Below are 16,132 nucleotides of genomic sequence, written 5' to 3' on the forward strand. Positions count from 1 at the left end.
TATCGGTTCCTCCTATATTTATAAATGTTATACTTAATTGTTTTCTTATCTGCGATTAGTATAACATATTCACTTTCAAAAAGAACCTTAAAAACGACAAAATAAAAAGTTTAACTATTTTGAAAATGAAAAGACCCGAATACTTTTACACAGGATTAAGGAATAAGTTTCCAATCTTTAATAATATGCAGCAGCTGTTGTTTCGTTTGTTCGATCGTGCCATTGTTGTTAATGACAGCATCGGCTTTTTTGGCTTTTTCGCGGAGTGGAAGCTGAGAGGCGATCCGCGCTTGAGCTGCCGCCTCATCTAAATCGTTGCGTACCATAAGCCTGTGCAGCTGGGTGGCTTCATCTGTGTAAACAACAAGAACCTTGTCCACCATCCATGTCAGCTTGCTTTCATATAAAAGTGGAATGTCCATAATGATTGTTTGCTTTCCTTCTTCAATAGCCGCCTCTTTCTCAGCCATCATGAACTGGCGGACAGCTGGATGAACGATGGCGTTCAGTTTTTCCCGCTGTTTTTCATCATTAAAAATAAGGTCGCCTAGTTTTCTGCGGTCAAGTGAACCATCGGGCAAAAGCACTTCATCACCAAATGCCCCGGCAATCTGCGAAAGCGCCGGGCTGCCCGGCTCAACTACTGTCCGGGCAGCCACATCCGCATCTACTATCGTGTAGCCTAACTCTTGTAACAGGCGGCTGACCGTGCTTTTTCCACTTGCAATGCCGCCGGTCAGCCCGATCATTACTGCCATCGTCTTCCCCCTCTACGTTACTAGATTTTTAATGTCCCTAAAATGATTAATAAAATACCAGGAATAAAAGCAACCCGTTGTATCCATAGAATGCCCGCAAATTTCCGGCCGCAGGCGAGACCGCTTGTGACAAATAGGAAGTTCATAACAGCAACTGCTGATGCGAGAAGCAGCGCCGGATAGCCAAGCATGGCCGCGCCAATCCCTGCACCGAATGCATCAAGCGACAGCGCGCATCCAAGCAGCAGCGCCTCCAGCCCGGTAATCGTCCCCGACTGATCCAAGTCAGCAGCAGTCGGTCGTTTGAAAATATGAATAACTACACCTAACCGCTTCAACTCTAAATGGATGAGCGGCCTTTCTTCCGTCTGTCCGTGCTTTTGTCCTCCTCGGAAAAATTGCCACAGTACCCACATCCCAAGAGAAATTAAAATCACACCGCCAAGCCGGCTCGCTGCTGCTCCGCTAAACCACCTGCTGAGCCAATGGCCCGCTCCCATCGCGGCGAGAAGTGCCGTTGCTGAACAAAGGGATAAAACAATAGAAGATTTGACTGGCAATTTCAGCTTCTTCAATCCGTAAGCAAGCCCCGCACTAAAACTGTCTAAACTAACCGCCGCTGCAAGCATAAACAATGAAAGATACCCATCCATTAAACAGCTCCTCCCCTGTCGAACGTTACTGTAGTATATGGAAGGATAGATGGGAAGGTTCAATTTTACCTAGGCAGAAGCCTTTGACAGTTCGGGCAAATATGTGTGCCCCGGCCGGCTGTTTTCATTTTAATAATCGGTTCACCGCATTTTTTGCAAGGTTCTCCTGTGCGGCCATATACGAAATGAGTTTCTTGAAACGTACCAGCTTGTCCCTGGCTGTTCACATATGAGCGAATCGTACTTCCACCCTTTTCAACAGCTTCTTCTAACGTGGCGACAATTTCTTGATGAAGAATCACAATTTCTTCTTCCCTGAGTGAATTGGCTTTTCTCTCTGGATGAATTCGAGCACGAAAGAGTGTTTCATCTACATAAATGTTGCCAAGACCGACAAATACTTTTTGATCCAGCAGCACAGCTTTCATATTTCGTTCCGTTTTTTCTAGTTTACTCTTCACATAGTCAATGGAAAAATGATCTGAAAATGGCTCCGGACCGAGCTGTGAAAGAGGCAAAGAATCGTATTCCTGTCCTCTTTGAAATAAGTGCATCGTGCCGAACTTCCTCACATCGCGGTAACGCAGCTCGGAGTGATCGGTGAATTTGAATAACACATGCGTATGCGGTTCTTCCTCTTCTCCGCATTCATGCAAACGGTATTTGCCCTCCATGCGTAAATGAGAAACGAGCGAGTAATGATCGAGCACAAAAATTAAAAACTTTCCTCTTCGCACGACATCACGAATAGTTTCTCCAACTAATGCATGAGCAAACTGTTCAGCTTGCTCCGGTTTTTTTATAATATTCGGCCAGCGGATCTCTACTCCTTGAATCGTTTTGCCGACGACGAGCTGTTCAAGTGTACGCCGGACAGTTTCCACTTCTGGCATTTCAGGCAAGCGGATCTCTCCCTTCCGTCCTGTTTATTATTTCGCATCGTACCATGTCGGTCCGTAAGAATAATCTACCTTTAATGGAACCTTCAACTTTACTGCCTGTTCCATGACCTCTGGAACGAGCCGTTTCATCGTTTCGATTTCTGATTTTGGCACTTCAAAAATTAATTCATCATGCACTTGCAGCAATAGCTTCGACTTAAGTTTTTCTTTTTCTAGCTTTTCAACTGCCGCAATCATTGCTTTTTTAATAATATCGGCCGCACTGCCTTGAATCGGAGTATTCATCGCAGTCCGCTCTCCAAAGCCGCGCAAATTGAAATTACGGCTCGTAATTTCCGGAATATACCGGCGGCGCTGGAGCAAGGTTGTCACAAATCCTTTTTCTTTCGCCTCACGAACAACAGTATCCATATATTCTTTCACACCTGGATAAGATTGCAAATAGCGTTCAATAAAGGTCGCAGCTTCTTTTCTTGTGATTCCAAGACTTTGTGATAACCCATAGTCGCTGATACCATAGACAATTCCAAAGTTAACTGCTTTCGCCTGGCGTCTCATATTGCTGTCTACCTCATCTTGCTTTACATGAAACACATCAGCGGCTGTCGCTGTATGAATATCAAGGTCATGTAAAAATGCCTCAATTAATTTTTCATCGTCCGCAATGTGGGCCAGTACCCGCAGTTCGATTTGCGAATAATCTGCCGCAAAAATAACAGAGTCATCATCTTCTGGAACAAATGCCTGTCGAATCTTTCTTCCTTCTTCAAGCCGGATCGGAATGTTTTGCAAATTAGGCTCTGCGGAACTTAATCTTCCCGTTTGCGTAAGTGCCTGATTAAAACGCGTATGAATTTTATGCGTCTCTGGATCGACTACTTTTAACAGTCCTTCAATATAAGTAGACTGCAGCTTGCCAATCTGGCGATAGTTTAAAATGTGTTCCACAACTTCGTGAGATGGTGCCAGTTTTTCGAGTACGTCTGCCGATGTGGAGTAACCAGTTTTTGTTTTTTTAATAGGCGGCAGGCCAAGCTTGTCAAATAAAATCGTACCTAGCTGCTTAGGTGAATTAATATTAAATTCTGTGCCGGCAAGCGCATAAATAGTCTGTTCAATATCAGCAAGCCTGCCCTTTAGCTCTTCTCCCATTTCCTTTAAACGATTAACATCCACTTGCACACCTTCCCATTCCATATCAGCAAGAATGAGTGCGAGCGGCAGTTCGAGCTCATAAAATAGTTCCAGCTGCTGATTTTCTTCCATTTCTTTTAGACAAATCGCTTTTAACTTTTCAATCACTGCTGCTTTTGACGCAATATGTTCTGCATATTGCTCTTGCTCTGGTAACTTCCTTTTTGCTCCTTTACCGTACACTACTTCATCCGGCTGCACAGAGGATACACCGTGCAGCTTAGCAACCGCAGCGAAATCTTCCGGCGATTCTGATGGATTTAACAAATACGAAGCAAGCCAAATATCGAAATCAATCCCTTTCAGCTCAATTCCATAACGTCTTAATCCAATAACCGTGCGCTTCGCATCATACACCGACTTTCTCTTCGTCTCGTCTTCTGCCCATTCTTTAAAGACGGCAGACTGAACAGCTGCTTCTGCTGGGATAAAATACGTTCCATTGCCTCCGCTTAGTGCAAAGCCCGCAATAGGAGCATGATGATAGTTTTCAGCAATCATCTCCAAATAAAAGGAAGAATCGTCAGTAAACAACTCTTCGTTCCATTCTGTCACTAGTTCATAGCTTGTTTTTTCATGAATCGCTGCTTCTTCCACTGGATGATCTAGCTTTTCGAGCAGGGAATTAAAGCCGAGCTCTTTAAATAACTCGTATATTTTTTCATTGTCCCTTTCTTTATATTCAAGACTGTCTACTGTAAAGTCGAGAGGCACTTCACGTAAAATCGCAGCAAGTTCCTTACTCATCTCAGCAAGATGGCGATGTTCCCGTAATTTCTCCTGCAGCTTCTTTCCGCTTACCTCATCGATTGATGAAAGCAGCTTTTCTACAGAATCAAATTGCTTCAATAGCTTGATAGCCGTTTTTTCTCCAACACCCGGCACGCCTGGAATGTTATCCGAAGAGTCCCCCATTAGTCCTTTCATATCAATAATCTGTGCTGGTGTCAGACCGTACTTCTCGTCAATATGAGCAGGTGTATATTCCTCAATATCGGTAATGCCTTTTTTCGTAATACAAACAGTCGTTGCATCGGATGCCAGCTGGGTTAAATCTTTATCCCCGGAATAAATCTTGACTTCAAATCCATGTTCCTCTGCTTGCTGTGACAGCGTGCCGATAATATCGTCCGCTTCATAGTTTTCCAATTCATATTGAGCAATGCCATAAGCTTTCAACAATTCACGGATATAAGGAAATTGTTCGGACAATTCAGGAGGTGTTTTTTGCCTTCCTCCTTTATACTCACCGTATGTTTTATGCCTAAAAGTCGTTTTGCCGGCATCGAATGCAACGAGAAGATGAGTCGGCTTCTCTTCTTCTAATACTTTTAAAAGCATCATCGTAAAACCATACACCGCATTCGTATGTACACCTTTGTTATTGTTCAGTAAAGGGAGTGCGAAAAAGGCCCGATATGCGACACTGTTGCCGTCAATTAATACGATTTTTTTATTCAAAACGATCATCCTCCAAGCTCTTTTTTAAACATACAGTGAACGTGGTGCCTTCATTCACTTTACTTTTCACGAAAATATCTCCTTCATGTGCTTCGATAATATGCTTCACAATAGCCAAGCCAAGTCCGGTTCCACCAGAGTTGCGGCTTCTCGCTTTATCCACACGGTAAAAACGTTCAAAAATACGCGATAATTCACTGCTGGCAATACCAATGCCGTTATCTGCAACTTCCACGACGACCCGATCGTTCTGTTCAAAGGCGTGCACTTCTATATGACCGCCTTCTTGCGTATACAAAATAGCATTCGTCATTAAATTAAAAAACACTTGTTTTAAACGCTCGATATCTCCATCTACCCATAATTCATTTTTAAGTTGAAGCGTAAAGTGAATATTTTTATTGTCCAGCCTATTTTGAAGTGTAGGTACGATGTCTTCAATGATTTCATCAACAGCTAGACGAGTAACATTTAAAACCGTTCCCTTTTGCTCAATTTTTGACAGTTCCAATAGATCCATGACGAGCGTCTGCATCCGCTCGCTTTCTTTTAAAATAATATTTAAAAACATCGTCAGCGCTTCTTTATCTTCAAGAGCGCCGTCCAATAATGTTTCAGTAAAGCCTTTAATGGAGGTAATGGGGGTTTTCAATTCATGCGAAACATTTGCGACAAAATCTTTTCGTATTTGCTCCAGTTTCTTTAAATTCGTAATATCATGAAAAACAATTAAAATCCCTTTCCACTCATCATTTGTCCCAATAATCGGCGCACCAGACACTTCAAAATGCCTTCGTTCGATCCGCAGCGGCAACAACATCTGTCTGCGTACATTTTGTTCCGTCATAAAGACTTCCTCAATAATTCCAATTACTTCTGAATGCTGAACGGCTTCATGGTACCTTCTTTTAATCAATTGTTGATCATCTAGATGGAAAAACTCTTTAAATGATTTATTCACCATAATAATGAAACCGCGGGCATCAATGAGTAAAAGCCCGCTCTCTATGTTTTCAATTAACGTAGACAGCCGATTTTGATGCATTTCCTGTGCCTGCATCATTTCCTGTAAATTGCGGGCGAGAATATTAATCGATGTATTCAGCATACCTACCTCATCCGAGGGCGTCTCATACGTTCTCGCTCGGTAATTCCCTTTTGCCAGCTCTATCGCTACTTTTGTCGCCGACTCAATCGGCTTTGTATAGCGGTTCGTAATTTTTGTTCCGAATAGTGTAAGCAGTATTAGCGAAAAACCAAGAGAAAATAGTAAAATGAGCCAAATTTTCCGGTAAATGTAGTCAAGATCCTTTACCTTCGTGTTTAATACGAGGATTCCGTCTATCTGGCCGTCTTTACCTTTCACTATCCGCCAGTGGTAGTGTTCGCCAAACTTGTTAGCAAGCGCTTCTTGATAAGCAGCAGAATGAGTAGCACTAGCCAGTTGTTTAACAATTTCTTGATGTTCGGAAATCGTTGAATGGTTCACAGCACCACTGTCGAAAAGTAATGTACCCGACTGATCTGCAAGGGAAATTCGAACTTGCAGCTGTTTGCTCCATTCTGTTGCAAGTTCTGTATTAAAAGCATGAATTCCACCTGCCCGGCTGACTTGTCCCGCTAACATCTCTGCTTCTTTATCTAAACGCTCATTAAATGTGGATAAATAATAACCTTTAAACATTTGTCCAAGCATGATTCCTAGAGCAGCTAGAACGAGTACAAGCAACGAAATGAGAGCAAGCACCAGCCGAGTGCGAAACTTAATCATGAAGACTTCGGCTCCTCTAATTTATAACCTAATCCCCGGATGGTTTTTATGTATTCCGGCTTTCTTGTATTTTGTTCAATTTTTTCTCGTAAATGGCTAATATGTACATCTACGATCCGTGTATCACCAGCAAAATCGTACTTCCAAACAGCACTAAGCAGTTGATCACGCGTCAATACCCGCCCTTTGTTTTCCATTAAATAAAGCAGCAGTTCAAATTCCTTGGGTGTAAGTTCTAGTAATTTCTCTCGATAATATACTTCATATTTTTCTGGAAAAATGTGAATGTCCGAAACCTTGAAACCTTCTTCCTGTCTATTGGTTTCCTCGGGTTTCGGCATGTGCTGCAGGCGGCGCAAGATCGCTTTGACCCGCGCAAGCAGCTCTCTTGGACTAAATGGTTTTGTCATATAGTCATCCGCCCCAAGCTCAAGACCAAGTACTTTATCGAATTCCTCATCTTTTGCTGTCAGCATTAAAATCGGTATAGACACTTTTTGCTGCCGCAGTTCTTTACATACCTCCATTCCATCCAATCCTGGAAGCATCCAATCTAGGACAAGTAAATCCGGACGTTCTCCGAGGGCTTTTTTTAACGCCTCTTCCCCATCAAATGCCGTGATGACTTCATATCCTGCCTGTTCTAAGTTATATTTAATTAAGGTTACAATGGATGATTCATCGTCCACAACTAGTATCTTTTTGTTCATTTCGTCCTCCCCTAAGAAATGATTACTACTCCCTTCGATTATAGCGCAATCATACCTAAAATAAAAAAGAAGAAGCTGACTCATCAAAGTGTCAGCCCTTACAACATCAATATACTGTATACTAAAAAGATTCAAGTCCATTAGATACAATAATTGTGCGTAGGGTCAGATCCTTTAGAGTCGACCTCTTCTTTCATTACTTTAATGTAGTGATGCTGTTCATTAAAGGTTTTTAATTAATTCATCAGCAAACTCAGAAGTTTTTACTTCTGTTGCACCTTCCATCAAACGAGCAAAGTCATAAGTTACTACTTTTGATGCAATTGTTTTCTCAACAGAATTGGTAATCATTTTCGCCGCTTCATTCCATCCTAAATGTTCAAGCATAAGCACGCCTGAAAGTAGAACAGAAGAAGGGTTGACTTTGTCAAGTCCTGCATATTTAGGAGCTGTGCCATGTGTTGCTTCAAAAATAGCATGTCCTGTTTCATAGTTAATATTTGCTCCTGGAGCAATACCGATTCCGCCGACTTGTGCAGCAAGAGCATCAGAAATGTAGTCCCCATTCAAATTCATCGTCGCTACTACATCAAACTCTTTTGGACGAGTTAGAATTTGTTGAAGGAAGATGTCAGCAATAGCATCTTTAATGATGATTTTGCCAGCAGCTTCTGCATCAGATTGTGCTTTGTTTGCTGCTTCTGCGCCTTGATCTTCTTTGATTTTGTCATATTGCGCCCAAGTGAATACTTTATCGCCGAATTCTTTTTCAGCTAATTCGTATCCCCAGTTTTTAAAGGCGCCTTCTGTAAACTTCATAATGTTACCCTTATGTACTAAAGTAACCGATTTGCGTCCTTCTTTAATCGCGTAGTTAATAGCAGAGCGTACAAGGCGCGTTGTTCCTTCTTTAGAAACAGGTTTGATACCAATTCCTGATGTTTCCGGGAAACGGATTTTATTCACACCCATTTCATTTTTCAGGAAGTTGATTAATTTCTTTACTTCATCTGAGCCTTCTTTGTATTCAATACCAGCATAGATATCTTCTGTGTTTTCACGGAAAATAACCATATCTGTATCTTCAGGACGCTTAATAGGAGAAGGTACTCCATCAAAATAGCGTACTGGACGAAGGCAGACGAATAAATCTAATTCTTGGCGAAGAGCGACGTTTAAAGAACGGAAACCGCCGCCGATTGGTGTTGTTAGCGGACCTTTAATCGCGATTAAATATTCACGGATTTGTTCTAATGTTTCTTCTGGAAGCCATTCACCTGTTTTGTTAAATGCTTTTTCTCCAGCGTATACTTCTTTCCATTCGATTTTCTTTTCGCCATTGTATGCTTTCTCAACAGCTGCATCCATTACACGGGAAGCTGCTGCCCAGATATCTGGACCAATTCCGTCTCCCTCAATGAATGGGATCACCGGATGATTTGGTACGTTTAAAACTCCATTTGATACAGTAATTTTTTCAGCTTGTGTCATCGAGAATACCTCCAATTCCATAATCAAAGGTTAGAGGCCTATGCCATCTAACCTTTTAGGCTGTTGACAATCGATTGCTTTCTTCACTATTCTCCTGTCTGCGCTGCTTGCGGCTCCTTTGGCTGCCCTATCCCTCATCCAGGCTTCGTGCCTCGAAAGACGATCGTTTTCGATCAGCCTAAAAGTGTCTACATACACTTTATCTACAATCTGAAAGGTTAGAGGCATGTGCCATCTAACCTTTAATATATTACACCAATTTTTTGTGTTTTTGTAAATTTTTTTGCTTTTAAAAACTTTGTAAACTTTTTTGCTTTTAAAAACATTAAATTTATTTACGTTCCTCAATCGGCACGTATTCTTGCATACCAGGACCTGTATACTCTGCACGTGGACGGATTAAGCGGTTGTTTGCATACTGCTCAAGAATGTGTGCGAGCCAGCCCGAAACGCGGCTTACCGCAAAGATCGGCGTGAACAGATCATGTTCAATGCCAAGGCTATGGTAGACAGATGCTGAATAGAAATCCACGTTCGGCGGAAGCGGCTTCTGAGCTGTTACGAGCTCTTCAATTTGTATAGACATCTCATACCATTGCGGTTCTCCAGTTAATTCTGTCAATTTTTTCGACATTTCTTTCAAGTGTTTCGCACGCGGATCACCTTGACGATACACGCGATGGCCAAAGCCCATAATTTTTTCTTTGTTATTTAACTTGCTTAAAATATACGGCTCAACATTGTCAACAGAGCCGATCTCTGACAACATTTTCATGACTTGCTCGTTTGCTCCGCCATGAAGAGGGCCTTTTAATGCGCCAAGCGCTGCCGTAACACCAGAATAAACATCCGACAAAGTAGCAACACATACACGAGCCGTAAATGTAGAAGCGTTTAACTCATGGTCCGCATGTAAAACGAGCGCTTTATCAAATGCTTCGATTTCCACAGGCTCTGGCTCTTTCCCAGAGAGCGTGTACAAAAAGTTTGCCGCTAAGCCAAAATCTTTACGTGGTGCTATTGGCTCTTGGCCTTTACGAATACGCGCAAACGCTGTCACAAGTGCAGGGATTTTTGCTTGCAGACGAATCGCTTTGCGATAATTCGCTTCTTCATCCATTACATCTGCTTCTTCATCGTATAAACCGATTAATGATACGGCTGTACGAAGAGCGGCCATTGGATGAACCTTGTCAATTGGATATAGTTTGAAATGATTGAGTACTTCTTGAGGAAGGTCATAATTGTCTGCCAGCTGCTGCTTTAACTCGTCCAACTCTGCCTGTGTAGGGAGTTTCCGATGCCAAAGCAGATAAATTACTTCTTCGAAGCTTGCGTTTTTAGCTAGATCATCGATGTTATAACCTGCGTATGTAAGGGTATCATCAATAATAGAACTTACTGAAGATGTTGTTGCAACTACTCCTTCTAATCCACGAGTGGTCGTCATAATTTCCTCTCTCCTTCGACTGTTAGTTTCCCCCATTGCCTTTTTTAAAACCATACTTATTGCTGAGCGTTTGCTCAGCAGAAGCCCGCATAAAATGCGAATGTATAAAAAGATTGCGCTTTCATCTGCTATTATAAACAATTATTTGATATTTGTGAACGTTAAGTGTCTAAAAAACTATACAATCTACAAAATCGTCATGTTTTTTAAATAAAACACGGGGGAAAAACGTGTTATACTAATAAATTATTTTTCCTTCTTTGATCATTATACATCTAAATAAATAGGATTTCTATTGAAACTGCTCGAAAACCCTCATAGCCGTATAAGCGATCCCCGCACCGATCAGCGGGCCGACCGCCACACCGTTAAAAAGAGCGACAGCTGCTATGGTTCCAAAAACGAGCGCAGTCGTAATATGAGGATCCTCCGCCAGCAAGATTAATCCGCTTTTTCCTAGAAGAGCCACCAAGACTCCTGAAATAAGAGCGATCCATGCAAACGGAGATTTCAATGAATCACTAAGATCTTTAAACCCAATTTCTCCTGTCGCAATCGGTACCAGCACAGCAATCGTAATAATGGTCACTCCCCAATTTATTCCTTTAGATTGAACGGCAGCAAAAAGCTTGTCGTCCAAACCAATAAGCTTCATGAGCAGCAGGACAGCAACAGCAATAAGCAGTGATTGATTTTTGGCGATAAAACCAATCATAAGAAGCATCAGTAAAAATAAATACGGCTGCATGTTCTCTTTTCCCTCCTTTCTATTTCCGCGGCGGCTTTACCCGAACCAGCGGGATGTTAATGAATATTGCACACGGCATTCTGATCCATACCGTTATATACAATGCAATTTTTGTCGGGATAATACGAGTCGTTTTCCTTCCTCTTTTTCCTCTCTCCTTGATACAATGTAAGGACAGTCTACTTTCAGGGGAGGTGAGCTTATGAATCCATCTAGCCGGGACAAGCTAATACGGTCGGTCATTGTCATAGTTTCTGCTATTTTTCTTCTTCTTGCTTTGTACTACGTTGCATCAATCACCTATCCGTTTATTATCGGCTTTGCTGTCGCTTTCCTCATGCAGCCATTCGTCCGCTTTCTAGAAACGAAGGCAAGACTGCCGCGGACAGCGTCGATTGGCACGACTATTCTCCTTATCATTGCTGTTTTCGCCGGAGGCATGACACTTTTAATAGCAGAGATTGTTTCAGGTGCTAACTATTTTGCCTCGGTTGTTCCCCGCCACATCCATGTAGTTGTCCAACAAATGGAAGCATTATTTGCGTCCCAAGTGATCCCCATTTACGAACGGGCAGCCGGATTATTCCAATCACTCGATACTAGCCAGCGTGATACATTGTCCACAAATATCAAGGAAGCAGGTGAACAATTCGCTTCAACAGCAGGTGACTTCATCCAAAACTTCTTTCTGAAACTTCCTAAACTGATTTCCTGGATCCCTAATTTTGCAACTGGATTCATTTTCTCATTTCTTGCTGCCTTTTTCATCAGTAAAGATTGGGAAAAGCTTCAGCGGCGGTCGCTGACTTATTTGCCAATTAAAGCGACAACAAGTTTAAGGAAAGTGTTTACTGCTCTAAAAAAAGCATTGTTCGGCTTTTTACGCGCACAATTAACCCTTGTTTCAATTACAACATTGATTGTTTTAATCGGTCTGCTTATTTTACGGGTTAATTATGCGATCACATTAGCACTTGTTGCCGGTTTGGTGGACTTCCTTCCCTATCTTGGAACGGGAACACTATTCATTCCCTGGATTATCTATGAGTTTATAGCCGGTGATACGAGTCTTGCCATCGGACTAACCGTTTTATATGTCATCATCATCGTACAGCGGCAAATCATGGAACCAAAAGTCCTCTCCTCAAGCATCGGCCTTGACCCTCTTGCCACGCTTATTGCGTTATTTGTCGGCTTTAAGCTTGCAGGTTTTTTTGGCCTAATTTTAGGGCCAGTCGTTCTTGTTATCATTAATGCACTTCATCAAGCAGGAGTATTCACAGATTTATGGAGCTATATTGTCGGCAAGAATTCCTCTCCTCCTGCCAAATAAAAAAACGTCAGTAAGGGCTGACGTTTTTTACTATTTATAGAAGTTTATACATTCAATTGTCTAGGCGGCTCCCTTGGGAGAAGAACATTTGCTTGTTGGGGCTGATCGAGACGCCTGCGCTTTTGTTTATTTCATGATGATGATGTTTTTGTTTTGAAATGAATTTCGGAGCAGGCGCAATAGAAGTGGTTTCAGCCCATTTCGCGTATAAGGAAACAACAGCAAAAAGCCAGAAATATCTGTGACAAATCCCGGAGTTAACAGTAGCAAACCACCGACTAGTATACATACACTATCTAATACCGCATCACCAATCAATCGGCCATTTTGTACTTCTTCACGCAGCTTCATAAGGGCATGCATCCCTTGTTTCTTTGCAAAGTAGGCCCCTAAAAACCCCGTTGCCAAAATAAGCAGAATCGTTGGCAGCACCCCGATCGTCTTTCCGGAAAACATGAGCAGTCCAATTTCCAGCACAGGAACGACAATGAAAATAAACAGTAAGTATCTCAACGGATTTTCTCCTTTTTAAGCAATATATGTTCCTCTTCATTATATCATTCGGACAAGGATTTTCGCAAAATAGAACCGTTGGACACCCTGTGTACTATTTGATTCATTGATCTTTCCTGGTGACAGCTGCTCCACAGATTTAAAACTCTTTCCACGCTTTCTGGCTGCTATTCAGCCGTTTAGCTCAATGGATTTATTAAACTCCTCCGTTGATTTCCGCTCCAATCAACGAAAGAACAACAGAAACAATAGGCCATGACTATTCCAATAAAAACACTGCCCAAAAGTCCGTGATTGCCCGACTTTTGAGCAGTGCTTGTTTACTTCATCAAAGTACGTTCGCGTGTCCGTTATAAATAATGCCTCTTGCTGCATCAACGGTAATTTCTTGTCCATCTTTTAAAATAGACATCGCATTTTCCACTCCAACGAGAACGGGAACACCAAGGTTAATACCAACAACAGCCGCATGGCTTGTTAATCCGCCTTCTTCAGTAATAAGCGCGGCACATTTTTCAATAGCCGGCACCATATCTCTGTCACTGCCAATGGTTACAAGAATGTCTCCTGTTTCCACTTTATTAAGAGCTTCTTCTGCATTTCTCGCGGTGACAACTTTTCCGTAAGCCGACTTCCGGCCAATTCCCTGGCCTTTCATTAGAACATCTCCGACAATGTGGATTTTCATAAGATTTGTCGTACCAGACTCGCCAACCGGCACACCTGCAGTGATCACAATTAAATCACCATGTGTAACAAGGTTCGTGCTTAAACTTTGCTGAACGGCCAATTCCAGCATTTCATCCGTTGTTTTTACCTTCGGTCCAATGTGTGGCAACACGCCCCAGACGAGCGCTAAACTGCGGGAGACCTGCTCACTGGATGTAACAGCCACAATCGGCGCTTTTGCGCGGTAACGTGAAATCATCCGCGCTGTATGACCGCTTTCTGTCGGTGTCACAATTGCTTTCACTTCAAGGTTATTTGCTGTATGGGCTACAGACTGCCCGATCGCATCTGTCATTGTATGACGGCTCATTTTGCTCCGGATCGATAAGATTTCAGAATAGTTTAAAGCTGTTTCTGTGCGCTCAGCAATGTTATGCATCGTTTGTACGGATTCAAGAGGATACATGCCCGCTGCTGTTTCACCTGAAAGCATGATCGCATCTGTTCCATCAAAAATGGCATTAGCTACATCACTTGCTTCCGCGCGCGTTGGTCGTGGATTGCGCTGCATCGAATCCAACATTTGTGTAGCTGTGATGACAGGTTTTCCGAGTATATTGCATCGCTGAATGAGGTTTTTCTGAACGAGCGGTACTTCCTCCGCAGGAATTTCTACCCCAAGATCCCCGCGGGCAACCATGAGTCCATCGGACACCTCAAGAATACCGTCAATATTATCGACCCCTTCTTGATTCTCAATTTTCGGGATCACTTTAATATGATTTGCATGATATCGTTCTAACAATTCACGAATTTCAAGCACATCCGATGCCCGACGAACGAAAGAAGCAGCAATGAAATCAATATCCTGCTCAATACCGAATTTAATATCTTCTGCATCCTTTTCTGTAATGCCAGGAAGCTTCACAGATACACCTGGTACGTTTACGCCTTTTTTATTCTTTAGTGTACCGCTGTTCAGGACGGTTGTATGAATTTCTCCGTGCTGTTTATCAATGCTGGTCACTTTAAGTGCAATTAATCCATCGTCCAGCAAAATCTCATTGCCTATCCCGATATCTTCAACAAGTCCTTCATAAGTAACTGAGAACTTATCGGGCGTTCCGATTACTTCATGCATAGACACGATCACCTTGCTGCCGGCAGCAAGTTCGATAGAACCATTCTCCATATTATGTGTGCGAATTTCCGGTCCTTTCGTATCTAACAAAATCCCGATCGTTTTTCCAGTCTTCTTGGCCGTTTCACGAATGTTTTTAATCCGTTCTGCATGCTCTTCATGATTTCCATGGGAAAAGTTCAAGCGGGCAACGTTCATCCCTGCTTCCATCAATTTCTCAAGCATAGCCGGACTTTCACTCGCTGGTCCAATCGTACATACAATCTTTGTCTTTCTCATGTGTTGTTATCCTCCTCGTGAGAATATATTAAATGGATAATTCTTTTGATAATCGATAGATGTCCAAATCTAATTTATGGGGAAGAGATGTCGCTTCTGTAATATCATAATCAATAAGTTCATTGCACTCAACACCGACTGCCCGTCCACCTTTTCCCGCTAGTAAAAGTTCGACAGCTTTCGCTCCAAGGCGGCTAGCAAGCATGCGATCCGCAGCCGTCGGTGAGCCGCCTCGCTGCATATGACCCAGAACAGATACTCTCGTATCAATCCCTGTTATTTCTGTCACTTTCTCAGCAAATTCACTCCCGCTCATGACACCTTCAGCAACAATAATGATGCTATGCTTCTTCCCCCGTTCAAGCCCTTTTAACAATCGTACTTTCATCGCTTCCATATCAATTGGTTCTTCAGGGATAACGATTGTCTCGGCTCCAGCAGCAAGGCCTGCCCATAAAGCGAGATCTCCAGCAGATCTTCCCATGACCTCCACAATAAATGTTCGTTCATGGGAGCTTGCTGTATCACGAATTTTATCTACAGCATCAATCACTGTATTTAAAGCCGTATCAAACCCAATCGTAAATTCTGTACCCACAATATCATTGTCAATCGTGCCTGGTACACCTATACATGGATATCCGAGGTCTGTCAGCGCCTTTGCGCCGCGGTAAGAACCATCGCCGCCGATCACGACAACCCCTTCGATTCCATGTTCTATTAGCTGCTTCAATCCTTTTTTCTGTCCATCTGCTGATTGAAACTCAGGGCATCTCGCTGAATGGAGAATGGTTCCTCCACGATGAATGATATCACCGACAGAGCCTATCTCCATTTTTTTAATATGACCAGAAATTAATCCTTGGTATCCTTGATAAATACCATACACTTCTAATCCATGATAAATTGCTTTGCGAACCACGGCGCGAATGGCTGCATTCATTCCCGGTGCATCCCCACCGCTTGTCAGCACTCCAATACGCTTCACGTGAATCTCCCCCGTCTCCATATGTATTCGATTACCCGTTCATGCAGTCAGCACGATTAGAACATGATCTT

At 42.5% G+C, this 16,132-nt stretch carries 13 protein-coding genes; 1 reads left to right on the forward strand and 12 read right to left on the reverse strand.

Annotated elements, in window-relative coordinates; all coding sequences use genetic code 11:
* Positions 1-155 precede the first annotated feature (155 nt).
* From coaE to QYG89_RS02880, 9 genes are all read right to left on the reverse strand, one after another.
* Positions 156-758, reverse strand: coding sequence for a dephospho-CoA kinase (gene coaE, locus QYG89_RS02840; protein WP_404314318.1), 603 nt, complete (start codon positions 756-758; stop codon positions 156-158).
* A 20-nt stretch (positions 759-778) separates the two neighbouring features.
* Positions 779-1,411 (reverse strand): sporulation membrane protein YtaF, encoded by a 633-nt coding sequence (ytaF, locus tag QYG89_RS02845; RefSeq protein WP_404314320.1) that lies wholly within the window; start codon positions 1,409-1,411, stop codon positions 779-781.
* Positions 1,412-1,476: 65 nt separating this feature from the next.
* Positions 1,477-2,313: a DNA-formamidopyrimidine glycosylase gene (gene mutM, locus QYG89_RS02850; RefSeq protein WP_404314322.1), complete on the reverse strand. Its 837-nt coding sequence runs from the start codon at positions 2,311-2,313 to the stop codon at positions 1,477-1,479.
* A 27-nt stretch (positions 2,314-2,340) separates the two neighbouring features.
* Positions 2,341-4,977 carry a DNA polymerase I gene (gene polA, locus QYG89_RS02855; protein ID WP_404314324.1) on the reverse strand — a complete coding sequence of 879 codons (2,637 nt, stop codon included), beginning with the start codon at positions 4,975-4,977 and terminating at the stop codon, positions 2,341-2,343.
* A complete protein-coding gene (gene pnpS / locus QYG89_RS02860) occupies positions 4,961-6,739 on the reverse strand; it encodes a two-component system histidine kinase PnpS (RefSeq protein WP_404314326.1) in 1,779 nt (592 codons plus the stop codon). Before pnpS ends, polA begins: the two co-directional genes overlap by 17 nt.
* On the reverse strand, positions 6,736-7,449 hold the full coding sequence (locus tag QYG89_RS02865; protein ID WP_404314328.1) for a response regulator transcription factor: 714 nt from the start codon (positions 7,447-7,449) through the stop codon (positions 6,736-6,738). Before QYG89_RS02865 ends, pnpS begins: the two co-directional genes overlap by 4 nt.
* A 222-nt stretch (positions 7,450-7,671) precedes the next feature.
* Positions 7,672-8,961: an NADP-dependent isocitrate dehydrogenase gene (gene icd / locus QYG89_RS02870; RefSeq protein WP_404314632.1), complete on the reverse strand. Its 1,290-nt coding sequence runs from the start codon at positions 8,959-8,961 to the stop codon at positions 7,672-7,674.
* Positions 8,962-9,271: 310 nt separating this feature from the next.
* Positions 9,272-10,390 carry a citrate synthase gene (citZ, locus tag QYG89_RS02875; protein WP_404314330.1) on the reverse strand — a complete coding sequence of 373 codons (1,119 nt, stop codon included), beginning with the start codon at positions 10,388-10,390 and terminating at the stop codon, positions 9,272-9,274.
* Between the two features lie 292 nt (positions 10,391-10,682).
* The gene (locus QYG89_RS02880) at positions 10,683-11,138 is read right to left on the reverse strand and encodes a DUF441 domain-containing protein (protein WP_404314332.1); all 456 of its coding nucleotides are present in this window, start codon (positions 11,136-11,138) and stop codon (positions 10,683-10,685) included.
* 202 nt (positions 11,139-11,340) lie between these two features.
* On the opposite strand from QYG89_RS02880, the gene ytvI reads away from it, so the two are divergent.
* The gene (ytvI, locus tag QYG89_RS02885; RefSeq protein WP_404314334.1) at positions 11,341-12,471 is read left to right on the forward strand and encodes a sporulation integral membrane protein YtvI; all 1,131 of its coding nucleotides are present in this window, start codon (positions 11,341-11,343) and stop codon (positions 12,469-12,471) included.
* Positions 12,472-12,597: 126 nt separating this feature from the next.
* Here ytvI and QYG89_RS02890 read toward each other — a convergent pair whose 3' ends face one another.
* The 3 genes from QYG89_RS02890 to pfkA all read right to left on the reverse strand — a co-directional run bounded on the left by QYG89_RS02890 (position 12,598) and on the right by pfkA (position 16,061).
* Entirely contained in the window at positions 12,598-12,984 is a 387-nt protein-coding gene (locus QYG89_RS02890; RefSeq protein WP_404314336.1) for an FxsA family protein, read from the reverse strand.
* 328 nt (positions 12,985-13,312) lie between these two features.
* Positions 13,313-15,073: a pyruvate kinase gene (gene pyk / locus QYG89_RS02895; protein ID WP_404314338.1), complete on the reverse strand. Its 1,761-nt coding sequence runs from the start codon at positions 15,071-15,073 to the stop codon at positions 13,313-13,315.
* Positions 15,074-15,101: 28 nt separating this feature from the next.
* Complete coding sequence (gene pfkA / locus QYG89_RS02900) at positions 15,102-16,061, reverse strand: 6-phosphofructokinase (protein WP_404314340.1); 960 nt, start codon at positions 16,059-16,061, stop codon at positions 15,102-15,104.
* Positions 16,062-16,132 lie beyond the last annotated feature (71 nt).

The organism is Bacillus lumedeiriae (assembly GCF_044891285.1).
In the GTDB taxonomy this organism is placed as follows: domain Bacteria; phylum Bacillota; class Bacilli; order Bacillales; family Domibacillaceae; genus Pseudobacillus; species Pseudobacillus lumedeiriae.

Coding starts and splice junctions, on each gene's coding strand:
- pnpS (WP_404314326.1), bottom strand. CDS start 6,739: ATGATTAAGTTTCGCACTCGGCTGGTGCTTGCTCTCATTTCGTTGCTT.
- ytvI (WP_404314334.1), top strand. CDS start 11,341: ATGAATCCATCTAGCCGGGACAAGCTAATACGGTCGGTCATTGTCATA.
- citZ (WP_404314330.1), bottom strand. CDS start 10,390: ATGACGACCACTCGTGGATTAGAAGGAGTAGTTGCAACAACATCTTCA.
- coaE (WP_404314318.1), bottom strand. CDS start 758: ATGGCAGTAATGATCGGGCTGACCGGCGGCATTGCAAGTGGAAAAAGC.
- polA (WP_404314324.1), bottom strand. CDS start 4,977: ATGATCGTTTTGAATAAAAAAATCGTATTAATTGACGGCAACAGTGTC.
- QYG89_RS02865 (WP_404314328.1), bottom strand. CDS start 7,449: ATGAACAAAAAGATACTAGTTGTGGACGATGAATCATCCATTGTAACC.
- icd (WP_404314632.1), bottom strand. CDS start 8,961: ATGGAATTGGAGGTATTCTCGATGACACAAGCTGAAAAAATTACTGTA.
- QYG89_RS02880 (WP_404314332.1), bottom strand. CDS start 11,138: ATGCAGCCGTATTTATTTTTACTGATGCTTCTTATGATTGGTTTTATC.
- pyk (WP_404314338.1), bottom strand. CDS start 15,073: ATGAGAAAGACAAAGATTGTATGTACGATTGGACCAGCGAGTGAAAGT.
- ytaF (WP_404314320.1), bottom strand. CDS start 1,411: ATGGATGGGTATCTTTCATTGTTTATGCTTGCAGCGGCGGTTAGTTTA.